This window comes from Polynucleobacter hirudinilacicola (genome assembly GCF_002192535.1).
Taxonomy (GTDB): domain Bacteria; phylum Pseudomonadota; class Gammaproteobacteria; order Burkholderiales; family Burkholderiaceae; genus Polynucleobacter; species Polynucleobacter hirudinilacicola.
Map to the genome: position 1 here is coordinate 282,582 of NZ_NAIA01000001.1, position 20,804 is coordinate 303,385.

19 protein-coding genes and 1 riboswitch are annotated in these 20,804 nt (G+C 45.5%); of the genes, 6 read left to right on the plus strand and 13 right to left on the minus strand.

Annotation, left to right across the window (positions count from 1 at the left end; translation table 11 throughout):
• Positions 1-35: 35 nt before the first annotated feature.
• From glmS to B6A14_RS01440, 5 genes are read right to left on the minus strand one after another with little or no spacing between them, the layout of a single operon-like run.
• On the minus strand, positions 36-1,868 hold the full coding sequence (glmS, locus tag B6A14_RS01420) for a glutamine--fructose-6-phosphate transaminase (isomerizing) (RefSeq protein ID WP_087908693.1): 1,833 nt from the start codon (positions 1,866-1,868) through the stop codon (positions 36-38).
• Complete coding sequence (gene glmU / locus B6A14_RS01425; RefSeq protein WP_087908694.1) at positions 1,868-3,343, minus strand: bifunctional UDP-N-acetylglucosamine diphosphorylase/glucosamine-1-phosphate N-acetyltransferase GlmU; 1,476 nt, start codon at positions 3,341-3,343, stop codon at positions 1,868-1,870. Before glmU ends, glmS begins: the two co-directional genes overlap by 1 nt.
• Positions 3,340-4,248 carry a tRNA 2-thiocytidine(32) synthetase TtcA gene (ttcA, locus tag B6A14_RS01430; protein ID WP_087908695.1) on the minus strand — a complete coding sequence of 303 codons (909 nt, stop codon included), beginning with the start codon at positions 4,246-4,248 and terminating at the stop codon, positions 3,340-3,342. The genes glmU and ttcA overlap by 4 nt, the downstream gene beginning before the upstream one ends.
• 10 nt (positions 4,249-4,258) lie before the next feature.
• Entirely contained in the window at positions 4,259-4,654 is a 396-nt protein-coding gene (locus tag B6A14_RS01435) for a dihydroneopterin aldolase (protein WP_087908696.1), read from the minus strand.
• An 11-nt stretch (positions 4,655-4,665) separates the two neighbouring features.
• Positions 4,666-5,472 carry an SDR family oxidoreductase gene (locus B6A14_RS01440; protein ID WP_087908697.1) on the minus strand — a complete coding sequence of 269 codons (807 nt, stop codon included), beginning with the start codon at positions 5,470-5,472 and terminating at the stop codon, positions 4,666-4,668.
• Positions 5,473-5,497: 25 nt separating this feature from the next.
• On the opposite strand from B6A14_RS01440, the gene B6A14_RS01445 reads away from it, so the two are divergent.
• On the plus strand, positions 5,498-6,685 hold the full coding sequence (locus tag B6A14_RS01445) for a class I SAM-dependent methyltransferase (protein ID WP_087908698.1): 1,188 nt from the start codon (positions 5,498-5,500) through the stop codon (positions 6,683-6,685).
• Between the two features lie 3 nt (positions 6,686-6,688).
• On the opposite strand, the gene B6A14_RS01450 is transcribed toward B6A14_RS01445, so the two are convergent.
• Genes B6A14_RS01450 through B6A14_RS01460 form a run of 3 tightly spaced genes read right to left on the minus strand, consistent with a single transcriptional unit; the run spans position 6,689 to position 10,720 of the window.
• Positions 6,689-7,819, minus strand: coding sequence for a polynucleotide adenylyltransferase (locus B6A14_RS01450; RefSeq protein WP_087908699.1), 1,131 nt, complete (start codon positions 7,817-7,819; stop codon positions 6,689-6,691).
• Entirely contained in the window at positions 7,819-8,727 is a 909-nt protein-coding gene (locus B6A14_RS01455) for a complex I NDUFA9 subunit family protein (RefSeq protein WP_087908700.1), read from the minus strand. The genes B6A14_RS01450 and B6A14_RS01455 overlap by 1 nt, the downstream gene beginning before the upstream one ends.
• A 25-nt stretch (positions 8,728-8,752) precedes the next feature.
• Positions 8,753-10,720 carry a lytic transglycosylase domain-containing protein gene (locus tag B6A14_RS01460; RefSeq protein WP_087908701.1) on the minus strand — a complete coding sequence of 656 codons (1,968 nt, stop codon included), beginning with the start codon at positions 10,718-10,720 and terminating at the stop codon, positions 8,753-8,755.
• A gap of 74 nt (positions 10,721-10,794) precedes the next feature.
• Between B6A14_RS01460 and B6A14_RS01465 the strand changes: the two genes are divergently transcribed.
• Positions 10,795-11,421 carry a 5-formyltetrahydrofolate cyclo-ligase gene (locus B6A14_RS01465; RefSeq protein ID WP_087908702.1) on the plus strand — a complete coding sequence of 209 codons (627 nt, stop codon included), beginning with the start codon at positions 10,795-10,797 and terminating at the stop codon, positions 11,419-11,421.
• On the opposite strand, the gene metF is transcribed toward B6A14_RS01465, so the two are convergent.
• The 3 genes from metF to metK all read right to left on the minus strand — a co-directional run bounded on the left by metF (position 11,410) and on the right by metK (position 15,121).
• A complete protein-coding gene (gene metF, locus B6A14_RS01470; RefSeq protein WP_087908703.1) occupies positions 11,410-12,240 on the minus strand; it encodes a methylenetetrahydrofolate reductase [NAD(P)H] in 831 nt (276 codons plus the stop codon). The two genes, B6A14_RS01465 and metF, sit on opposite strands and share 12 nt — an antisense overlap.
• 34 nt (positions 12,241-12,274) lie before the next feature.
• On the minus strand, positions 12,275-13,720 hold the full coding sequence (gene ahcY / locus B6A14_RS01475; protein ID WP_087908704.1) for an adenosylhomocysteinase: 1,446 nt from the start codon (positions 13,718-13,720) through the stop codon (positions 12,275-12,277).
• Positions 13,721-13,781: 61 nt separating this feature from the next.
• A riboswitch (S-adenosyl-L-homocysteine riboswitch) is annotated at positions 13,782-13,887 on the minus strand.
• A 67-nt stretch (positions 13,888-13,954) separates the two neighbouring features.
• Positions 13,955-15,121, minus strand: coding sequence for a methionine adenosyltransferase (gene metK / locus B6A14_RS01480; protein WP_087908705.1), 1,167 nt, complete (start codon positions 15,119-15,121; stop codon positions 13,955-13,957).
• Positions 15,122-15,323: 202 nt separating this feature from the next.
• On the opposite strand from metK, the gene B6A14_RS01485 reads away from it, so the two are divergent.
• From B6A14_RS01485 to dapF, 3 genes are read left to right on the plus strand one after another with little or no spacing between them, the layout of a single operon-like run.
• Complete coding sequence (locus B6A14_RS01485) at positions 15,324-16,184, plus strand: lysophospholipid acyltransferase family protein (RefSeq protein WP_236635603.1); 861 nt, start codon at positions 15,324-15,326, stop codon at positions 16,182-16,184.
• A 15-nt stretch (positions 16,185-16,199) separates the two neighbouring features.
• Positions 16,200-17,099: an LpxL/LpxP family acyltransferase gene (locus tag B6A14_RS01490; RefSeq protein WP_087908707.1), complete on the plus strand. Its 900-nt coding sequence runs from the start codon at positions 16,200-16,202 to the stop codon at positions 17,097-17,099.
• Between the two features lie 53 nt (positions 17,100-17,152).
• On the plus strand, positions 17,153-18,007 hold the full coding sequence (gene dapF, locus B6A14_RS01495) for a diaminopimelate epimerase (protein ID WP_087908893.1): 855 nt from the start codon (positions 17,153-17,155) through the stop codon (positions 18,005-18,007).
• Here dapF and pyrE read toward each other — a convergent pair.
• Positions 18,004-18,672, minus strand: coding sequence for an orotate phosphoribosyltransferase (gene pyrE, locus B6A14_RS01500; RefSeq protein ID WP_087908708.1), 669 nt, complete (start codon positions 18,670-18,672; stop codon positions 18,004-18,006). The genes dapF and pyrE overlap by 4 nt on opposite strands.
• Positions 18,673-18,680: 8 nt before the next feature.
• Between pyrE and B6A14_RS01505 the strand changes: the two genes are divergently transcribed.
• A complete protein-coding gene (locus B6A14_RS01505; RefSeq protein WP_087908709.1) occupies positions 18,681-19,463 on the plus strand; it encodes an exodeoxyribonuclease III in 783 nt (260 codons plus the stop codon).
• Between the two features lie 18 nt (positions 19,464-19,481).
• Here the strand turns inward: B6A14_RS01505 and B6A14_RS01510 are convergent, their stop codons facing one another.
• Positions 19,482-20,801, minus strand: a complete 1,320-nt coding sequence (locus tag B6A14_RS01510; protein WP_236635604.1) for an AmpG family muropeptide MFS transporter — start codon at positions 20,799-20,801, stop codon at positions 19,482-19,484.
• Positions 20,802-20,804 lie beyond the last annotated feature (3 nt).

A 20,804-nucleotide genomic window follows, 5' to 3' on the forward strand; every position in this document is an offset into this window, starting at 1 on the left:
TGTCCACAGCTTTGGGCAAATGTCAAACTTGAAAATTACTCAACAGTCACGCTCTTAGCAAGGTTTCTGGGCTTGTCAACATCCGTACCGCGTGCACAAGCTGTGTGATACGCCAGAAGTTGAAGTGGTACGACATGCAAAATTGGTGAGAGATTGCCATAGTGTTCTGGCAAGCGAATGACGTTAATGCCTTCGGTGCTCATGATATTGGTATCTTGGTCAGCAAAAACGTATAACTTACCACCGCGCGCTTTCACTTCCTGCATGTTGGACTTTAGTTTTTCAAGCAGAACATCATTTGGAGCAACCGTTACAACTGGCATTTTTTCAGTTACCAATGCCAAAGGGCCATGCTTTAACTCACCAGCTGGATAGGCCTCTGCATGAATGTATGAAATCTCTTTTAACTTCAATGCGCCTTCGAGTGCGATTGGGTAATGAAGACCACGCCCTAAGAAAAGCGCATTCTCACATTTAGAAAATGCATCACTCCAGGCGATGATTTGAGGCTCTAGTGCCAATACCGCATGGAGTGCCTTAGGCAAATGACGCAATTCGCGAAGAAGCTCTTTTTCTTTTTCAGGAGAAACTCTGCCGGCACGCTTAGCAAGGGAAACTGCCAAGAGGTAAAGAGCTAACAACTGTGTAGTAAATGCTTTAGTAGATGCAACACCAATCTCAGCACCGGCTTTAGTTAAAAAGTGCCAACCGGTTTCACGAACCATAGCGCTACTAGCAACGTTACAAATCGCCAAGGTAAGCTCATGTCCAAGACCCTTGGCATGACGCAAGGCCGCCAGCGTATCTGCAGTCTCGCCTGATTGAGATACCACCACAATCAAAGTTTTTGGATTTGGAACAGTTGTGCGATACCGATACTCACTTGCAATCTCAACTTGAGTTGGAATGCCAGCAATATCTTCTAACCAATATTTAGCAACGCATGCTGAGTAATAGCTGGTGCCGCAAGCCAAGATCAAGATTTGATCAAATTTCTTCCAGTCATCTGGATTGGCATTAAACAGTTCTGGACCAAAAGAAGCAATATTAGCCAGCGTATCGCCAATCGCCCGAGGCTGCTCAAAGATCTCTTTTTGCATGTAATGCTGATAAGGGCCAAGATCCACAGAGTCTGCCTGTGTAGGCATTGGCTTGCGATCTCTTTGCACAGACTTGCCGGATTGATCAATCACTTCTGCGCTGTCCGCCTTGAGGATAGCGACATCGCCTTCTTCCAAGTACATCATCGAGCTAGCACGTCCAGCCAAAGCAAGTGCATCTGAGGCTAAAAAGTTTTCGTGATCCCCTAAAGCTATTACTAATGGCGAGCCAGCACGTGCGCCAATTAAGGTTGTAGGCTGATCTTGAGCAATGACGCCAATCGCGTACGCGCCATGTAATTTAGGCAAAACTATTCTGACTGATTGGGCGATGTCTTTTTGGCCATCAGCAACATATTGTTGATGAATTAAATGGGCAATCACCTCAGTATCAGTCTCTGAAGTGAATACATAGCCAGCAGCTTTTAATTCTGAGCGCAAGATTTCGTAATTCTCAATAATGCCGTTATGTACAACAGCAATCAGACCATTAGAAATATGCGGGTGTGCATTTTGTGTATCCGGCTTGCCATGCGTAGCCCAGCGTGTATGGGCAATACCAACGGTACCGACGAACTCTTTCCCCTGCTCAGCTAACTCAGAAACGCGGGCTGTAGTGCGAGCTCTTTCAATTGGATGCTGAGCATCGTCTCCATTGATAAGCGCAAATCCACATGAATCATACCCACGATATTCAAGGCGACGTAAGCCCTCAACTAACACATCGACAATATTTTTATGGGACGCTGCACCAACGATGCCGCACATTATTTTTTACCCTTTGCGGTTTTCTTGGTAGCGACTTTCTTACTAACAGCTTTCTTTGAAGCAGGCTTTTTTTCTTGCTTTATAGGACGCTTCCACTGCAAAGAAACTTGCCTTGCTCTAGATACTGTTAGCTGATTTGCTGGCGCATCTTTTGTCAGGGTTGTACCTGCACCCAATGTAGCACCACGTCCAACGCGTACTGGAGCAACCAGCTGCGTATCAGAGCCAATGAAAACATCGTCCTCAATAATAGTTTGGTGCTTATTCACACCATCGTAGTTACAGGTAATAGTGCCTGCGCCAATATTGACTCTAGAGCCCACAATAGAATCGCCGACATAGGCCAAATGATTTGCCTTGCTATTGGCAGCAATTTTGCTATTCTTGATTTCAACGAAGTTACCAATATGAACATCGTTTGATAAATCAGCACCGGGGCGTAAGCGTGCGTATGGCCCAATCACCGACTGGTTGCCAACTTTGGCACCATCAATATGACTGTAGGCGTGAACCGCTACACCTTTACCAATTACGCTATTACGAATCACACAGTAAGGACCAATTGTTGTTCCTGCTGCTAGGGTCACACAGCCTTCAAAGACACAACCTACATCAATGAAAACATCGGTACCGCATTCGAGCGTGCCGCGCACATCAATGCGCGCAGGATCAGCCAATGACACGCCGGCCTCCATCAATTGATTAGCAATATTGAGTTGATAAATGCGCTCTAGGGAGGCTAATTGGTCGCGGCTATTGACGCCAACTGTTTCAAATTCATCATCTGCTTGTGTCGTGCGAATGGGCACACCGTCTTTCACGGCCATCGCAATCACATCGGTTAAATAATATTCGCCTTGGGCATTGCTCGCGCGCAAAGCTTTTAGCCATTTCTTTAATGCATTAGTTGGCAACACCATGATGCCGGTATTAATTTCATGAATCGCTTTTTGTACTGGTGTTGAATCTTTCTCCTCAACAATCTCCTGCACTGAACCATCGGGGTCACGAACAATGCGGCCATAGCCCTTTGGGTTTTCTAGATTCTGAGTAAGTAATGCCAGAGCAGAATCTTGGCCACGCACACCGTCCGCCAATTTAGCCAATTTAGTTAGAGTTTTTTTACTAGTCAGCGGGACATCGCCATAAAGAACCAAAGTAGGCTCTTGCACATCCAATTTTGGCAGTGCTTGCAGCAGAGCATGGCCTGTTCCTTTTTGCTCGGCCTGGAGTGCAGTAGAGACTTTGCTAAAGCTCGTACTTACCTTGCTTGCATTGTCTAGGAATTCTTTTACATCGGCAGCACCATGACCAACCACCACGATTGGACCGTTTTTGGTCTGCTTATTTTGTAGAGATAAAGCAGTAACAAGGACGTGCTGGAGGAGAGGCTTCCCTGCTAAAGTTTGCAGAACCTTGGGCAGGGCGGATTTCATCCGCTTTCCTTGCCCAGCAGCCAAGATGACGATATTCATAAGGGGGGATTATAAGTCCCCTGAATGAGAGTTCCACAAGCCAATTCGTCTAATTCCGCCTCATCAATCGCCTTATCGCCAGAGGATCTAGCGGCAATACCAGATAGCTCGGTAGAAATCTCTAAGTTTTGGAAATCAAAGGCCTCGCCATCCATTAAATGGGATGGGACGATGTGGTGCATTGAGCGAAAGAGATTTTCTACTCGGCCAGGGTGCTTCTTTTCCCAATCGCGCAACATTTCCTTCATTACCTGACGCTGAAGATTGGGCTGACTACCACAAAGATCACAAGGAATGATCGGGAAATTCATATCGCCCGCATAGCGCTCAAGTAATTTCTCGGGAACATAAGCTAAAGGACGGATAACAATATGCTTACCATCATCAGAGCGTAACTTAGGGGGCATGCCTTTTAATTTACCCGCATAAAACATATTCAACATCAAGGTTTCTAAAATGTCATCGCGATGATGGCCTAAAGCAATCTTTGTTGCACCCAATTCATCTGCCACGCGATACAAAATTCCTCGGCGTAAACGGGAACATAAACCGCACGTTGTTTTACCTTCTGGAATAACGCGCTTGACAATACTGTAGGTGTCTTGTTCTTCAATATGAAACTGAACACCCAAGCTCTTTAAATAATTGGGCAATATCTCCGCGGGAAAGTTAGGCTGCTTCTGATCCAGATTAACAGCAATGATCTCGAAATGAATTGGAGCGCGCTCACGTAACTTCATCAGAATATCCAGCATGGCATAACTATCTTTGCCACCAGAAACGCACACCATCACTTTGTCGCCATCTTCAATCATGCCAAAGTCACCGATGGCTTGACCTACTAAGCGACAGAGTTTTTTCTCTAGCTTGTTCTCTTCGAAAACAACTTTACGAATATCACCCATGACTAATCACTTACGCTCGCTTAATCCGAAATACTTCGACACCAACAGAATGACAATCTGGATATACGTCTGGCTTGGCTGTACTAACTCGCGCTGCCAATACCTTAGGATGAGCCAGCATTGCTGCTACGATGTCATCACAAAAAGTTTCCTGAAGATGAATATGGCCCTTAGAGGCCCGCGCCTTAATGGTTTCTCGCATAAAGTCGTAATCAACTACTTCATCTAACTGATCATGCGTTGGAGTATTCATGGCCAATGGAATGTAGAGATCTACGTTCAGAGTCACGCGTTGCTCTGCCTTTTTCTCAAAATCATGAACGCCGATATTGATATAGATCTCATAGTCGCGTAAAAATAAACGCCGACAATCTGCGAGAGCTGGATGAGAGAGAATTGCGTGCATGAATAACCTACTTAATTTGTCTTGAACATCACATCACGTGATGAGGGTAATAAATGTTGGCCACCATCAACATATAAAGTGGTGCCAGTAATGGCATTCGCTTTCGCCAAAAATACAGCTGCTGTAGCAACATCGCTTGGTGTTGATGACTTTCCTAATGGCGTCATTTGATGCGCCTTTGCAAATCCGTCATTAGTTTGATCGCCAGAGGGCAAGGAAATTCCAGGCGCTAAGCCAACCACCCTAAGGTGAGGAGCAAAATCTAGCGCCAATACTTCAACGGAGGTTGCTAAAGCTGCTTTAGATAAGGTGTATGACAAATAGTCTGGATTAAGATTAATTAACTTTTGATCAAGTAATTGAATGACCGATGGTAAGTAATATCCGTCTGCTTGATGCGAATTATTTTTCTGATACTCAAACATCAATTGAGACAGCAAAATGGGCGCAGTCAAATTGACCTGCATGTGATTTTGCAAGCTAGCCGCACTCAACGGTGCATCTGAATTAGCGCGATCGTACTCAAAAATAGATGCGCTATTGACTAGGCAATGCAAATTAGCAAATTGTTTAGTAACTGCGGTAAAGAGTATTTTGATGGCATCCTCGTCAGCCAAATCGGCCTGAAAAGCATAGGCCTGAACCCCAATAGCCTGAATTTGTTTGACGGTTTCCTGAGCATCTTGCTCGGATCGCCCATAATGAACTGCCACATCCCATCCCTGGCGTGCAAACTCCAAAGCAATTTCCCGACCCAGGCGCTTGGCAGCGCCCGTCACTAAAACTGCTTTCTGTTGGCGGGATGAGGGTGAGTTCAATTAAATTCTCTTAGACTAGCGAGCTATGGATATTACCTTGACCAGCCTTGAAACGGAGCATAGCGAGCTCCTCAAGGCCAAAATTGCGTCTCAGATCGCTTCTCAGGGCGGCTGGCTGCCATTTTCTCGGTATATGGAGATGGCCCTATATGAGCCTGAAATGGGCTATTACAGCGCTGGGGCTCATAAATTAGGCGCTGGCGGGGACTTCACCACAGCCCCTGAGCTAAGCCCCCTCTTTGGAGCGGCAATTTGCTCCACCTTATTGCCGGTTCTTGAAGGTCTCCAAGAAAAAGGTTTGCCGACTCAAATCCTCGAATTTGGCGCTGGAACAGGCAAGCTTGCCACCTCGATTCTGAGTCGACTTCATGATCTTGGCATTAGCTTGGATCGCTACGACATCATCGAGATTTCTCCCGATCTGGCACAGCGTCAGCAAGAACGCATTGATGGCCTTGTTCATAAATTAAATTTATCCACTCAATGTTGTTGGCTTAGCGAATTACCTAAAGAATTTAAGGGCGTCATTCTTGCCAACGAAGTCATCGATGCTATTCCATGTGATGCGATCATTTATCAGAATGAATGTTGGTATTGGTATGGTGTTGGCTTTGAAAATCACAAACTACTTTGGAAAGTTGGTTCACCTGTAGCGCAAGATCTATTGCCTGACAGCCTCTTAAGTGAGCATTTTTCCGAAGGCTACGTCACTGAGTTACATACACCTGCTAATGCATGGATGCGGCAAGTAGCCAAGGAACTAGACACTGGTCTATTTTTAACTTTCGACTATGGCTTTCCAGAAAGCGAGTACTACCACTCACAAAGACTAGAAGGCACACTAATGGCACATCATCGCCATCATGCAATTCAGGATCCCTTTTATCTTCCAGGACTTTGTGATTTGACGACCCATGTAGAGTGGTCACAAATTGCGCGTAGTGCACTTGCAGAAAATGCAGATGATGTATACCTCACTAATCAAGCCGCCTATTTATTAGATGCTGGCATTGGTGACATTGCATTAGAGATTGCTAATCCAAGTGACCCTGAAATCTTTTTACCAATCTCAAACTCACTACAAAAACTAATGTCCGAAGCGGAAATGGGTGAGCTCTTCAAGGCGTTCGCCTTCTCAAAAAATTTAGGCGCCTTGTTGCCCGAACATTCTCTAGAAGATCTACCTGGACTTCGGGGTAGAAATAGACTCTAAAGTCTAAGACTGAAGTGCAGTAGTAATTGCAGCGAGTCTTGCAGATTCAAATGCACCACCAATGCGCTCACCATTCGATCGATCTTGCGCCTCAACACCAGCAATAATCTCTGCTGTATTTAATGCTAGGGCCTTACGCATCGCATTTGTCAACACAGAAACATTAAATCCAATTTTGTCGGCAAGGCTCAGCAATAACTGGGCGCGATCTGGTTTGCGCCAAACATCAGCGCGATTAAACCAAGCTAAGACATCAACAGATTGAAAAGGGGTGTAAGCATACTTCTGAACCAATACCCTCAGCTCACTAAAAATTTCACTGAAATCACGCAACTCAATGGGCATACGTACACATTCAGCCCATGAGCGAATTTCAGTCGCAGGAAGATCCATCAAAGTAATAGCGCAACGCTCTTCTAAGCCATTGCTACTTACCTCGTAATGCGTAATCAAGGCCTCACGAAAGGGTTCTTCTGCAAGCTTTGAGTTGAGCAATGCGGGCAATAGGCTTTTGCTAGCGCCTGTATTTAATAGGACCTGAAACATATGCATGGGCTTGGAAGAAATCAAGCCTCTAGCCAGCTCCTGCCAAATACGCTCTGCTGAAAGTGTGCTTAACTCACCAGATTGAACAATCGCTTTTAACGCTGCCATCGTCTCATTGGCAATACTAAATTCAGGGAGGCGTGCAGCAAAACGTGCAATGCGCAGTAAACGCAGTGGATCTTCGGCAAATGCATCAGATACGTGACGGAATACTTTGCTAGCCAAATCTTCTTGACCGTTATATGGGTCAATGATGGGGCCAAATTGCCTTCCATTAGCATCAATTTCTTGTGCCATTGCATTGATGGTTAAATCACGGCGCTCTAGGTCTTGCTCCAGGCTCACTGAAGGGTCTGCATAAAAATGAAAGCCTTTATAACCTTGGCCTATTTTTCGTTCAGTACGAGCTAAGGCATATTCAGCTTGAGTTTCTGGATGCAGAAAGACTGGAAAATCCTTACCCACAGGGCGAAAGCCTTTAGCAATCATTTGATCAACGCTAGAGCCAACAACTACATAGTCGATGTCATGCACAGGCAAACCCATTAGGGTGTCCCGTATTGCACCACCAACCGCGTAGATTTTCATTACCGCATACCCTCTAGAGTGCGTCGACTAACACCAAACACTTCGCTTAATGCATTCTGGCCATTTACAGGCAATATATTAGGCAATTGCATCGAGGCAATATTGTCACGCGACATCAAGGTAGGCCCTGGCAACAATTCAAATGCAAGGGCTTGGAGATGCCCTACAAAAGCAGGCACTGGAATAATGGCGCAAGAGGTTTTGGCTTTGCGTGCTGCAAACTCCACAATTTCTCTCATGGTGTAGACCGTAGGCCCAACTAAATCATATGATTGATGAATAGTCTGGGGCATTGTTAGCGCCATAACAAAAGCTGTTGCAACGTCATCTACACTTACTGGCTGAAATTTAGCCTGATGATTTGCCAAAGGCATTGCTGGAAACAATTTAGTAAGCTTTGCAAATAAATTAATAAATTGATCTTGAGCGCCAAAGATGACTGATGGCCTAAAAATAGTCCAATCTAAATTGCTCGCCTTGACTGCGACTTCACCATCACCTTTACTACGCTGATACATAGATGGTCCATTCGTATCCGCACCCAAAGCACTCATATGTAGATAACGCTTAAGACCATGCATTTGCATCGCAGTGATAATATTTTTTGGCAAGTCTACGTGGGCTGCCTTAAACACCTTTCCATAAGGCTGCGCTGGCTTATCGTGCAAGACGCCAACCAAATTAATCACGGCCCCATTGGTTTCAATACGCGCACATAGAGATTGCAGCTCATCAAAATCATGTACATCAGCATCTTCCAAATGCACCTTAGGTAGCATGCATAATTCACGGCCAGCAGCAAGATGGCTTGTAGGCAAAAGAACGGAATAACCCTGCATTTGTAATTGTGCAGCTATTACTCGCCCAACAAATCCATTACCGCCAATTAAAAGTATGTCGTATTTCATGAGCTCTCTTATTAATGAATGCTAATTAAGGTAATTCAGATTGAGTTACTGCTTTAGGGGAAATTACCCCTAAGCGTTGCTTCAAAGATGGTGTTTGCCCATTCATCACAGAGGAATAGTAATTGGCATTTGAGAGGACATTCTTCACGTAAGTCCGCGTTTCATTAAAAGGAATAGTCTCAGCAAAGATCGCGCCCTCTGTTGGGCTAGTTAACTTCTCACGCCATGCTTTTGAGCGTGAGGGGCCTGCGTTATAGGCAGCAGATGCCAGCACCCAAGATCCATCTAGATCAACTAAAACCATATTCAGATAATTACTTCCTAAAGTTAAATTGGTATTGGTGTCGCTTAGCTTGTCATTGGTGTAGTTAATCATGCCAATCTTTTTAGCAACATACTTTGCTGTGTTTGGCATGACTTGCATCAAACCTGAAGCACCAACTGATGAAGATGCATTCATGATGAAGCGTGACTCCTGACGAATGAGCCCATAGGCCCAGGCCAGATTCAAATCAATCTGTCTGGCAATAGGTGAAAGCTCATCCCTGAAAGGAGTTGGATAGCGCAAACTAAAGTCATGTTCTTGTTTTGTGCGATCTGCAGTATTGACAACGCGGTCATACAAATGAATACGTTTGGCGTATTCAGCGGCGGCGAGCAACTGCTTATCTGTCATATTGCGCAGCTCCCAATTCCACTCGCGATTACCTTCAAAGCGCAGATTCATGGCATACAAACGCTCGCCCCTGATAAAGCCCTTGCGACTAGCCATCGCACCAATCTCTTGGTCAGTCACTTTAGTTCGAGCTGGCGCATGATTCGACCTACCCAACTCTTCACGTGCTAGCTGACCATAAAAGTTGTATTGCTCTGCAATCAACTCAAAACTCTCTTTGGCCCTTGCATCTTGACCCTCAGCTTTTAAAGCACGGCCGTACCAATAAGTCCAAGCAGGGTCTTTACTCCGAACTACAGGGTTCATGCCCTCGATAGCATTTTTTACTAAAGGCCAATCTTTGGCGCGCAAGCCTGCGCGAACCTTCCACTCTTGTGACTCTACTGAGAGTAATTCGTTATAGCCAAGGTCTTGTTGCAAGCGATAAGCATCATCAGCATTGGGATCTAATTTCTTCGCCAGAAATTGACCAATGACAGCCCAAGCAACAGCCTGATTCTCTTTGCTGTAGCGTGTGGAAGTTTGCAAAAAATCACGGTAGGTCCTAGCTGGATCGGCCTTGGCAGCCTTGACGATTTCCGCAATAGGATCTTCACCGCCCAAACGACGTGCCATGGTGTCAAAACCTCTTTCGCTTGCTGCGCGGCCAATTGCCTTTGCCTCGCTAGGCGTCATACCACCGGCGGCAACTAAGGAAGGAATCAGCTCTTGGCAAGCTTGTCCAAAATAGCTTGGATCCAACAAGATTGAGCGGGAGTCGATTGCTAATTTAGTTGGATTCTCGCCTTGCGATAATTTTGATAACAAGGAATAGCACTTCACCTGAGCGTCATCATCCAAAACAAACTTGGCATACTCCAAATCAAAACGAGCCCAGTCTTTTCGCTTACCCAAGACTAATAACCAATCATTACGCATGCGATCAGCCAAAGCAGTGCCTTGATACTGATTTAAAAATGCAACCACCTCGGCATCAGCACTGTAATCACCTCGGGGCCCACCACCACTATCAAATAATTGGGGCTTAATTCGGAAATACGCTACATAGTCGTCAAATGGATACGCTGCCAAGCTGGATGAAAGCTGTTGTGTGCGAAAGACATCATTTTTCCTGGCAGCTTCTCGAAGATCAATAAACATTCGATCGGTATCAGTAATCTCAGCTGGGGCGGCCTTGCTCTCATACGACTTTGGCAAGCTTGGTTTTTTAGTCTTTTCTGCAAAAGCGCTGGGCATAGCCAAGGCAAATCCTAGGATCAATATCTTGGTCCAGTGGAGTTGATTCACTTTGATTATTTGAGACTTCTTTTTCACCATCTAACCTTATACAGATTCGCCAGTATTCGCTTGGCATGAAGTTGTTTACTATATCTTCTAATTTTCGCCTGATAATGGACGATATGCACGGTAATTCACCAAAAACTCTTCGTCAAGATTTGTTAAAGCAACGCAAAGAATTTGCTGCTGGGCAAAATTATGGCCAGACTAAAGATCTCCTCATTGCCTGTCTCAATCAGTTTTTAGCTGAGGATGGCAATTCACAGCAGGTTATAGCGCTTTATTGGCCAATTCAAGATGAAATTGATTTACGCCCTGTATTAATTACTTGGGCGCATCAAAAGGCCGGGCGCCGCCTTGCACTCCCATTTGCTCGTGCTGATAAACACCTCGACTTTTATGAATGGCAAGAAGGTGATAAGTTAATTCCCAGCCAATATGGCGTTCCCGAACCAAACCCAAACAACCCCTCAAGACCAGCAGTCAATCCCAATTACATCCTGATTCCCTGCGTAGGATGGTCAAGCTCTATTAACAATGGCAAAACTCAATATTGGCGGCTAGGATACGGAGGCGGTTACTTTGATCGAACTCTCGCCGAACTCAGAAAGCACAATCCCAAGCTTGTTTGCATTGGGATTGGTTTTGATTGGCAAAAACTCAATGATGCTCAGTGGGCGGCTCAAACTCATGATGAGCCTTTAGATATGCTGCTGACAGAGTCTGGCTTATTTCGTTAAGTCTAAGTTGTCAGCGATTGCTAAAACAGCATCTGCTTGATTCAAAGAATAGAAATGCAATCCTGGGGCACCTGCAGTTAGCAACTGATCACACAAATCAGTCACCACTTCTTCACCAAATGCACGGATAGAGGCAATATCGTCACCGTAGGATTGAAGGCGCAAACGAATCCAGCGAGGAATCTCAGCGCCACAAGCATCTGAAAAACGTAATAACTGGGTGCTATTGGTTATCGGCATGATGCCTGCAATGACGGGTTGGGTAAGGCCTAGGTCGTAAGCCTCATCGACAAAACGGAAGTAAGCATCACTGTTATAGAAATACTGAGTCACAGCTGAATTAGCGCCAGCCTTCATTTTTTGCACAAAGAAATCTACATCGCTCGCAGGAGACTTTGCCTGTGGATGTGTCTCTGGATAGGCAGCTACATCAATATGAAACCAATCGCCAGTTTCTGTCCGAATAAATTCTACCAACTCATTGGCATGATGAAACTCGCCATACTGACCCATGCCAGACGGCAAGTCGCCTCGCAAAGCCACAATGCGCTTCACGCCTAATGCTTGATATTGTTTCAACATTTCGCGCACGCTTTCACGTGAGCTACCAACACAAGATAAATGGGGAGCAACTACTGCACCAGCAGCATGTATATCGCTAACCACCTTTAATGTGCCAGACTGAGTAGATCCACCGGCACCAAAGGTCACGGAATAAAACGCAGGCTTAAGCGTTTCACTAAAACGCTCGCGCACAAGATGAAGCTTCTTCTCACCTTCAGGTGTTTTTGGAGGAAAGAATTCGACGCTTAATTCCATGATTTTGGGCCTAGGTATCTATTAAACAAATGGATTAGTAACGATAGTGGTCAGCCTTGTATGGGCCTTCCTTCGTTACGTTAATGTAGGCAGCCTGCTGATCAGATAACACTGTGAGCTCAGCGTTTAAGGTCTTGAGCTGTAAACGTGCAACTTTCTCATCCAAATGCTTAGGCAATGTGTATACGCCAACTGGATATTTATTGGTACCAACTGCATTCCATAATTCGATCTGAGCAATCACTTGGTTTGCAAATGAAGAGCTCATCACATAAGAAGGATGGCCTGTGCCACAACCAAGATTTACTAAACGCCCCTTGGCCAAAATAATGATGCGCTTTTCAGGTTTACCATTGCTTGCCGGGAAAATCACATGATCAACCTGAGGCTTAATCTCTTCCCACTTGTATTTTTCAATACCAGCAACATCAATCTCGTTATCAAAGTGGCCAATGTTACAAACGATGGCTTGATTTTTCATCTTAGCCATATGGTCATGCGTAATCACATGGTAGTTGCCAGTAGCGGAAACAAAAATATCTGCTTTATCAGCAGCGTAATCCATCGTTACAACGCGATAACCTTCCATCGCAGCTTGGAGTGCGCAAATTGGATCAACTTCAGTCACCCAAACTTGGGCAGAAAGAGCGCGCAAGGCTTGGGCTGAGCCTTTACCCACGTCACCGTATCCACAAACTACCGCCACCTTACCTGCCACCATCACGTCAGTAGCGCGCTTAATTGCATCAACCAAAGACTCACGGCAACCATAGAGATTATCGAACTTGCTCTTGGTTACAGAGTCGTTCACGTTAATTGCTGGGAACTTCAGCTCACCTTTAGCAAACATTTGATACAAACGGTGCACACCAGTAGTGGTTTCTTCTGTAACGCCTTTTACTTTTTCCAAACGTGTTGAATACCACGTTGGATCTTGCGCTAATTTTTTCTTAATAGCAGCAAATAAAATCGTTTCTTCTTCGCTAGTTGGGTGATTCAAGCAAGCCTGATCTTTTTCAGCGCGGGCGCCGAGGTGCAATAACAAAGTTGCATCGCCACCATCATCCAAAATCATATTGGTGAAGCCGCCATCAGCCCACTCAAAAATACGATGGGTAAAATCCCAATATTGCTCAAGAGTCTCGCCCTTGATAGCAAATACAGGTGTACCGTTAGCGGCGATTGCTGCTGCAGCATGGTCTTGGGTTGAGAAAATATTGCAAGAAGCCCACTGAACTTCGGCACCAAGTGCCTCAAGAGTCTCAATCAATACAGCAGTTTGAATGGTCATGTGCAATGAACCAGTGATACGTGCACCACGCAATGGTTGTTGTGCAGCAAATTCATCACGAATGGCGATCAAGCCAGGCATCTCAGTTTCAGCAATCGCAATTTCTTTACGGCCAAAATCGGCTAAAGAAATATCAGCAATAGCGCAACGAGTTGCAACAAAGTTGTTTAAATCAGAAACGGTATTCATTAATGCTCCAGCTAAATACGATCCAATGCTGGAGTGAAAACTCGCTAGCCGTTGAATCATGGGTTAGCGAGCGCGGTTGCAATTAGCAAACTCTGATTAAGAGCCCACTCCCTTCAAGCCTGGGGAAATACTGGGTCTCAGCATTCCTTGCAACGCTCCTTGAAGGTATGACGTAATTGTAAACAATTACGTCATATTTCGCCTCAATACATCTACAAACTGCTTTTTTACTACTTATAAGCCCGCTGCAGCACGTAATGCTGCCGCTTTATCTGTTTGCTCCCAAGTGAATTCTGGCTCCTCGCGGCCAAAATGACCATAAGCAGCGGTCTTGCGATAAATAGGGCGCAAGAGGTTAAGCATCCTCACAATTCCTTTTGGACGCAAATCAAAGTGTTCAGAAACCAATTGCGCAATCTTTTCATCGGAGATCTTCCCAGTTCCAAATGTGCTCACCATCACTGAAGTTGGTTTGGCAACACCAATTGCATAAGAAATCTGAATCAAGCACTTGCTTGCCAAACCAGCAGCAACCACGTTCTTCGCAACATAACGGCCGGCATATGCAGCAGAACGGTCAACTTTAGATGGATCCTTACCGGAGAACGCACCACCACCATGAGGGGCTGCACCACCGTAGGTATCAACAATAATTTTACGGCCAGTTAAACCGCAATCACCCTGTGGACCACCAATCACGAAACGACCTGTTGGATTAACCAAGAAGTTAATCGCACCCTTGATCAAATGCTTAGGCAATACCGGTTTGATGATCTCTTCGATCACTGCTTCACGTAATTTTTCAAGAGAAATATCTTCATCATGCTGAGTAGACAACACAACGGTATCGATAGAATCTGGCTTGCCATCTACATAACGCAAGGTCACTTGTGACTTTGCATCTGGACGCAACCAATTGAGACGGCCATCGCGACGCAATTGTGATTGACGCTCTACCAAGCGATGTGACAAATGAATCGGCAAAGGCATGAGCTCTGAAGTTTCATCGCAAGCATAACCAAACATCAAGCCTTGGTCACCAGCACCCTGGTCTAGGCCATCGTCATGCGCCTTATCAACGCCCTGAGCAATGTCTGGACTTTGCTTGTCATACGCAACTAAAACTGCGCAACCTTTGTAATCAATTCCGTAGTCAGTATTGTCGTAGCCGATTTCACGCAAGGTATTGCGGGCAACTTGAATATAGTCAACGTTTGCATTGGTAGTAATTTCACCAGCAAGAACTACCAAGCCGGTGTTACACAAAGTTTCTGCTGCAACGCGTGCAGTGGGATCTTGGGCCAAGATGGCATCCAAGATGGAATCAGAGATTTGGTCTGCTACTTTATCGGGGTGACCTTCAGAAACTGATTCTGAGGTAAAGAAGTAATCGTTTGCCATTGCCTATTCCTTTAATAATTAACACGATCTATGGGACAACTCGACGTGCCAGGAACCACAACGGCGACGCTTTAGCAGAATTTTTGAATCGCCCTGCAAGTTGTCTTAACTCAGCGATGGTGCAATTTTATCCGAAAAGGACTTAATCCATCAAGACGAACTTAAATTTGGCCCTGAAGGCAGCATTGAATATCATTGGGGGGTGCGAAAACTCCTTCTTCAGCTTAGCCTCAATAGCCTTACCGCCCTTCCGCTTGCACTCATGCAAGTGATTGGAGCGTGTATGGGCATGCTGGCCTATACAGGCTCTAAGCAATACCGCTCATTCTTTCGCCCCCAATATGAAGCTGTAGTTAGCGCCCACAACCTCCCCATGAAGCTTTGGGAGGCCATTAGGGCCTCTGGAATGCTGTTTTCAGATAGCTTATGGATTTGGCGCAATCCCCAGAAAGCACTCAAATTAGTTGAAGTGCAGAACTGGGATGTAGTCGAATCAGCCATCAATGAGGGTCATGGCCTGGTGATGCTGACACCCCATCTTGGTGGCTTTGAAATCATCCCTCGCGTGTTGGCCCAACATTTCACCGCAACTATTTTGTATAGACCCTCACGTCAAGAATGGCTCAATGAAGTAGTCGAAGAAGGTCGCACCTATCCGAATATGCATTTTGTTCCCACCAATCTCAATGGTGTGCGTCAGATGACCAGGGCGCTCACTCGCGGCGAGGCCATTGGCATTCTTCCTGATCAGGTTCCCAGTGGTGGCGAAGGTGTTTGGGTGCCATTCTTTGGGCGGCCCGCCTACACCACTCCATTACCTGCGCGCCTAGCAAATCGTAACAACACGCCAGTAGTCATGTTTACCGCGAAACGCAAAGGCATTGGCAAGGGTTGGTTAATGCAGGCCACTAGACTAGCTACCTTATCTGAAGATGCCAATATTGCAGCTACTCAGATCAATGTTGCCATTGAGAATGCGGTGCTCGTTGCCCCAGAACAATTTATTTGGTCTTACAACCGCTATAAGCATCCTGCTGGTGCAGAATTGCCTCCAAGCAATTAGTTATAAAATTTTGTAATGGCCTGGTTGTCCAACCTTTTCAATTTTCTAGCGCTGAATGTATTGCGCCTCTTTGCCTTTTTGCCATATACGATCACAGTCCATGTAGGCTACGGCCTTGGCTGGCTTGCAGCTCATATACCCAATAGTCGCAGTCATGTAGTGAAAACCAATCTTCGTTTGTGCTTTCCGAATCTGAGTGAAAAAGAAATTGATGCACTAGCACTGGAACATTGGAAATTATTTGGTCGTAGTGTTTTGGAGAGAAGCCGTATTTGGCTTGGCAGTGGCAAACAAATTACTGATATCGTCTCTATCAATTCTGAGATCACTCTGGGCGATCACAAGCCACGCTTACTGATTAATCCACACTTCGTAGGGCTCGAGGGCGGGTTTATGGCTCTATCGGTTTTGGCCAGCCAACATGACTGGCCAAGGGGTGCAGGCCTTTATCAAAATATGAAGAATCCATTTTTTAATCAAAAGATGATTGAGTGGAGAAATCGCTTTGGTGGCAAATCCATCGAAAGGCAAAGTCGCTTGCGTGATCTCATTCGTGAAATTCAAACAGGAAACTTTATCTTTATTGCTCCTGATATTGATTTGGGCCCACGCGACTCGGTTTTTGTTCCCTTCTTTGGTATTCAAACCAATACCATTACATCGGTTTCACGCTTAGCCAAACTCAGCGGCGCAGAGGTCTGCTTGATGACCACGACATTAAATCAAGATCGCAAAGGTTACACCTGCCATATCAGAAAGCCATTGCCAAACTTTCCAAGTGATGATGTCGAAAAAGATACAGCACTCCTCAATCGCTATATTGAAGAGCTTGTTCAAGAAAGACCGGCGGAGTACTATTGGGTACATAAGCGTTTTAAACATAGACCTCCTGGCGAAGCCAGTCTTTACGATTAAGCGGAAACATTTTGAGCACACATTCACCAGCACGCAAACTACGCTTCACCAAAATGCATGGTGCTGGCAATGATTTCATTGTGCTCAATGGCATTGATCAAGACCTCAGCTCTATTACACGCGAGCAATGGCAGGCATTAGCCCATCGTCAATTTGGTATTGGCGCAGATCAAATTCTGATTGTTGAAAAAACGACGCGTCCAGACGCTGATTTTCGTTACCGAATTTTTAATGCCGACGGTGGCGAAGTTGAGCAATGTGGTAACGGCTCACGCTGCTTTGTCCGCTTCGTATTGGACCAAGGTTTATCGACTAAAAACCCGTTGCGTGTTGAAGTTGCGCATACTGTGCTTACCCTCAAGTCACACCCTAATGGCCAAGTAGAAGTGGATATGGGGGCGCCCATTTTTGACCATAGCCATATTCCCTTTAATGCAAATGGATTAGCCAGCATGCAAGAGTTTCAAGAAACTCTTTATGCGCTTCCTTTAAGTCGTCCCGCGACGCATGATAGTTTTGTTGGCGTACTTTCAATGGGCAACCCGCACGCAGTCCAAGTTGTTGTGGACGTTGAGAGCGCTCCTGTTCTTGAAGAGGGATCTGAAATTGAACAATATTCCGCTTTCCCTAAAAGAGTAAATGCTGGCTATATGCAAATCATGAATCGCAATGAAATCAAGTTGCGTGTCTATGAACGTGGTGCTGGAGAAACGCTAGCTTGTGGCACCGGCGCTTGTGCGGCGGTGGTCTCAGGGATTCGCAGAGGTTTGCTGGATTCGCCTGTCAAAGTACATACCCGTGGTGGAGATCTCCATATTGCCTGGGGCGGCACTGTCGACGGCATTATTCAACCCGTCATCATGACCGGGCCGGCAGTTACTGTCTTTGAAGGCGAAACAACCATTTAAATGCCGTATTTCTCGCGGTAAGCTTTTACCGCAGGCAGATAGTTTGTTAACTGCGCATCGCTAGAAGAAGTTAAGAAAGACATTAAGTCGGCTAAGTTTGCAATCGCAATGACTGGCAAACCAAACTCTTGCTCAACAGCCTGAACTGCGGACTTATCGCCAATTTCAATTGCATTGCCCGAGCGCTCCATCCGATCTAATGCAATCAATACTGCAGCTGGCTCAGCGCCTGCACCACGAATCAGGTCAACCGATTCTCGTACTGAAGTGCCAGCAGAAATCACATCATCAATAATCACTACTTTGCCTTTAACAGGGGCACCCACCAATAAACCTCCCTCACCATGGTCCTTAGCTTCCTTGCGGTTGTAGGCATAAGGAACATTAATACCGTTGTCAGCTAATGCGATAGCTGTAGCTGCTGCTAGCGTGATTCCTTTGTAGGCTGGGCCATAGAGCATGTCGAACTGAATATTCGATTCCTGCAAGGCCTTAGCGTAATAACGACCTAGCGCACTTAAACGTGCGCCATCATTAAATCCACCCGCATTAAAGAAATAAGGAGAGAGTCGCCCTGCTTTAGTTTTAAACTCCCCAAAGGACAAAACCTTTGCCTCTAAGGCAAAATGAATAAAGTTATCTTGATTTGAATTATTTGAGCTCATAGGCCTACATGTTACGCATCATTTCAGCGAACCTCAACGGTATCCGTTCAGCAGTCAAAAAAGGCTTTCTACCCTGGGCCATTAAGCAAAAAGCAGACTTCATCTGCATGCAAGAGCTGAAGGCCCAACGCGATGACCTAGAAGACGCCATTCTGAATCCAGACGGCATGCATGGCTATTTTCACCATGCCGAGAAAAAAGGCTATAGCGGCTGTGGCATCTATACACCCCACAAACCAGACGAAGTCTTATACGGCTATGGTAATCCAGAGTTTGATGCTGAGGGGCGCTATGTGGAGGCTCGCTTTAAGGGGCTTTCGGTGATTTCGTTTTATATGCCATCAGGTTCAAGCTCACCCGAGCGCCAAGAGGCTAAATATCGCTATCTTGATAGCTTCTTGCCTCATCTCATCAAGCTTAAAAAATCTGGTCAAGAAATTATGCTCTGTGGCGATGTCAATATTGCCCATCATGAAATCGATCTTAAGAACTGGAAGGGTAATCTCAAAAACTCCGGCTTCTTGCCAGAAGAACGAGCATGGCTTACCAACTTATTCGATCAGGTTGGCTACGTAGATGTGTATCGCAAATTGGAGCCCGAAGCAGGAGAGTCTTGCTATACCTGGTGGAGTAATCGTGGTCAAGCCTATGCCAAGAATGTTGGATGGCGAATTGACTATCACATCAGTACACCTGGCATAGCCGCTACAGCAAAGAAAACTGCCGTGTATAAAGATGAACGCTTTTCAGATCATGCACCGCTTACTGTGGACTATGACTGGAAGCTTTAAACAATGAAGACAGCGAAATTACTCGTCTTCTTTTTTGATCTGAACAATTTTGAAGTGAATAGTTGCCCAAATCAACAACAGAACTGGGGCGCCAATAATCGCTGTTCCGAAGAAAAATGTTTGATAACCGAAGGTATCTACAAAGACTCCTGAGAAGCCCGCTAACCATTTGGGTAAGAGCAACATCATCGAACTAAACAAGGCGTATTGCGTTGCTGAATATCGGATATTTGTTAGTGCAGATAAGAAGGCGATGAATGCTGCACTGGCAATGCCTGAGCTTAAATTGTCAGCAGAAATTACCCAAATCAAACCATGTAAATCATGGCCTTGTGTTGCCAACCAAGCAAATAATAGGTTGCTAACCGCAGATAACACTGCGCCCACAAACAAAATACGCAAGACACCAAATCGTAAGGTGAGGACGCCACCCACAAAAGCGCCCACTAAAGTCATGACAACGCCAAATACTTTACTCACTGCTGCCACTTCATCCTTGGTGTAACCCATGTCGACATAAAAGGGATTGGCCATAATACCCATGACTACATCACTAATACGATAGATAGCAATTAAAGACAAAATCAATACTGCATGCCAGCGATAGCGAGTGAGAAACTCAGCAAATGGCTCAATCAAGGTTTGATGGAGCCATGCTTTGACATTACGCGCTTTTGCCAATTGAATTTGTACTGGCTCTTTACTTAATAGAGTCGTAATCACTCCAACCCCAATAGATGCAGCCATACACAAATAAGCAAACTGCCACGCGCCAGCATCATAGCCACTGCCTGTCTCAGCCCTGGCAGCCAGCCACAAGACGCCTGCGCCTGACCAGATCAGGGCCAATCGGTAACCCGTTTGATACGTAGCCGCTAAGGCTGCTTGATGATCGCTATTTGCTGATTCAATCCGGAATGCATCTAATGCAATATCTTGCGTAGCTGAACCGAATGCCACTAATAAGGCGCACCAGACAACTGAGTTCAGGGCCAGCTTAGGATCGAGCGTAGACATTCCTACGAGGCCAATAATGATGAGTGCTTGCGCAAACAGCAACCAACTACGACGCCGACCAAATAATTTCGTTAGCAGAGGAATTTTTAAGCGATCAACAAGCGGAGCCCACATCCACTTGAATGCATAGATGAGCCCAACCCAAGTTAAGTAGCCAATAGTGCTGCGATCAATCCCTGCCTCACGTAACCAAAAGCTGAGTGTTCCAAGTATTAGTAGGAGAGGTAGGCCAGCAGAAAACCCAAGAAATAACATTCGAAGGCAAGGCCATTCGAGATAAACCCGAAAATCAGCAAGCCAAGACTGCGCTGCTTTCAGCACAGT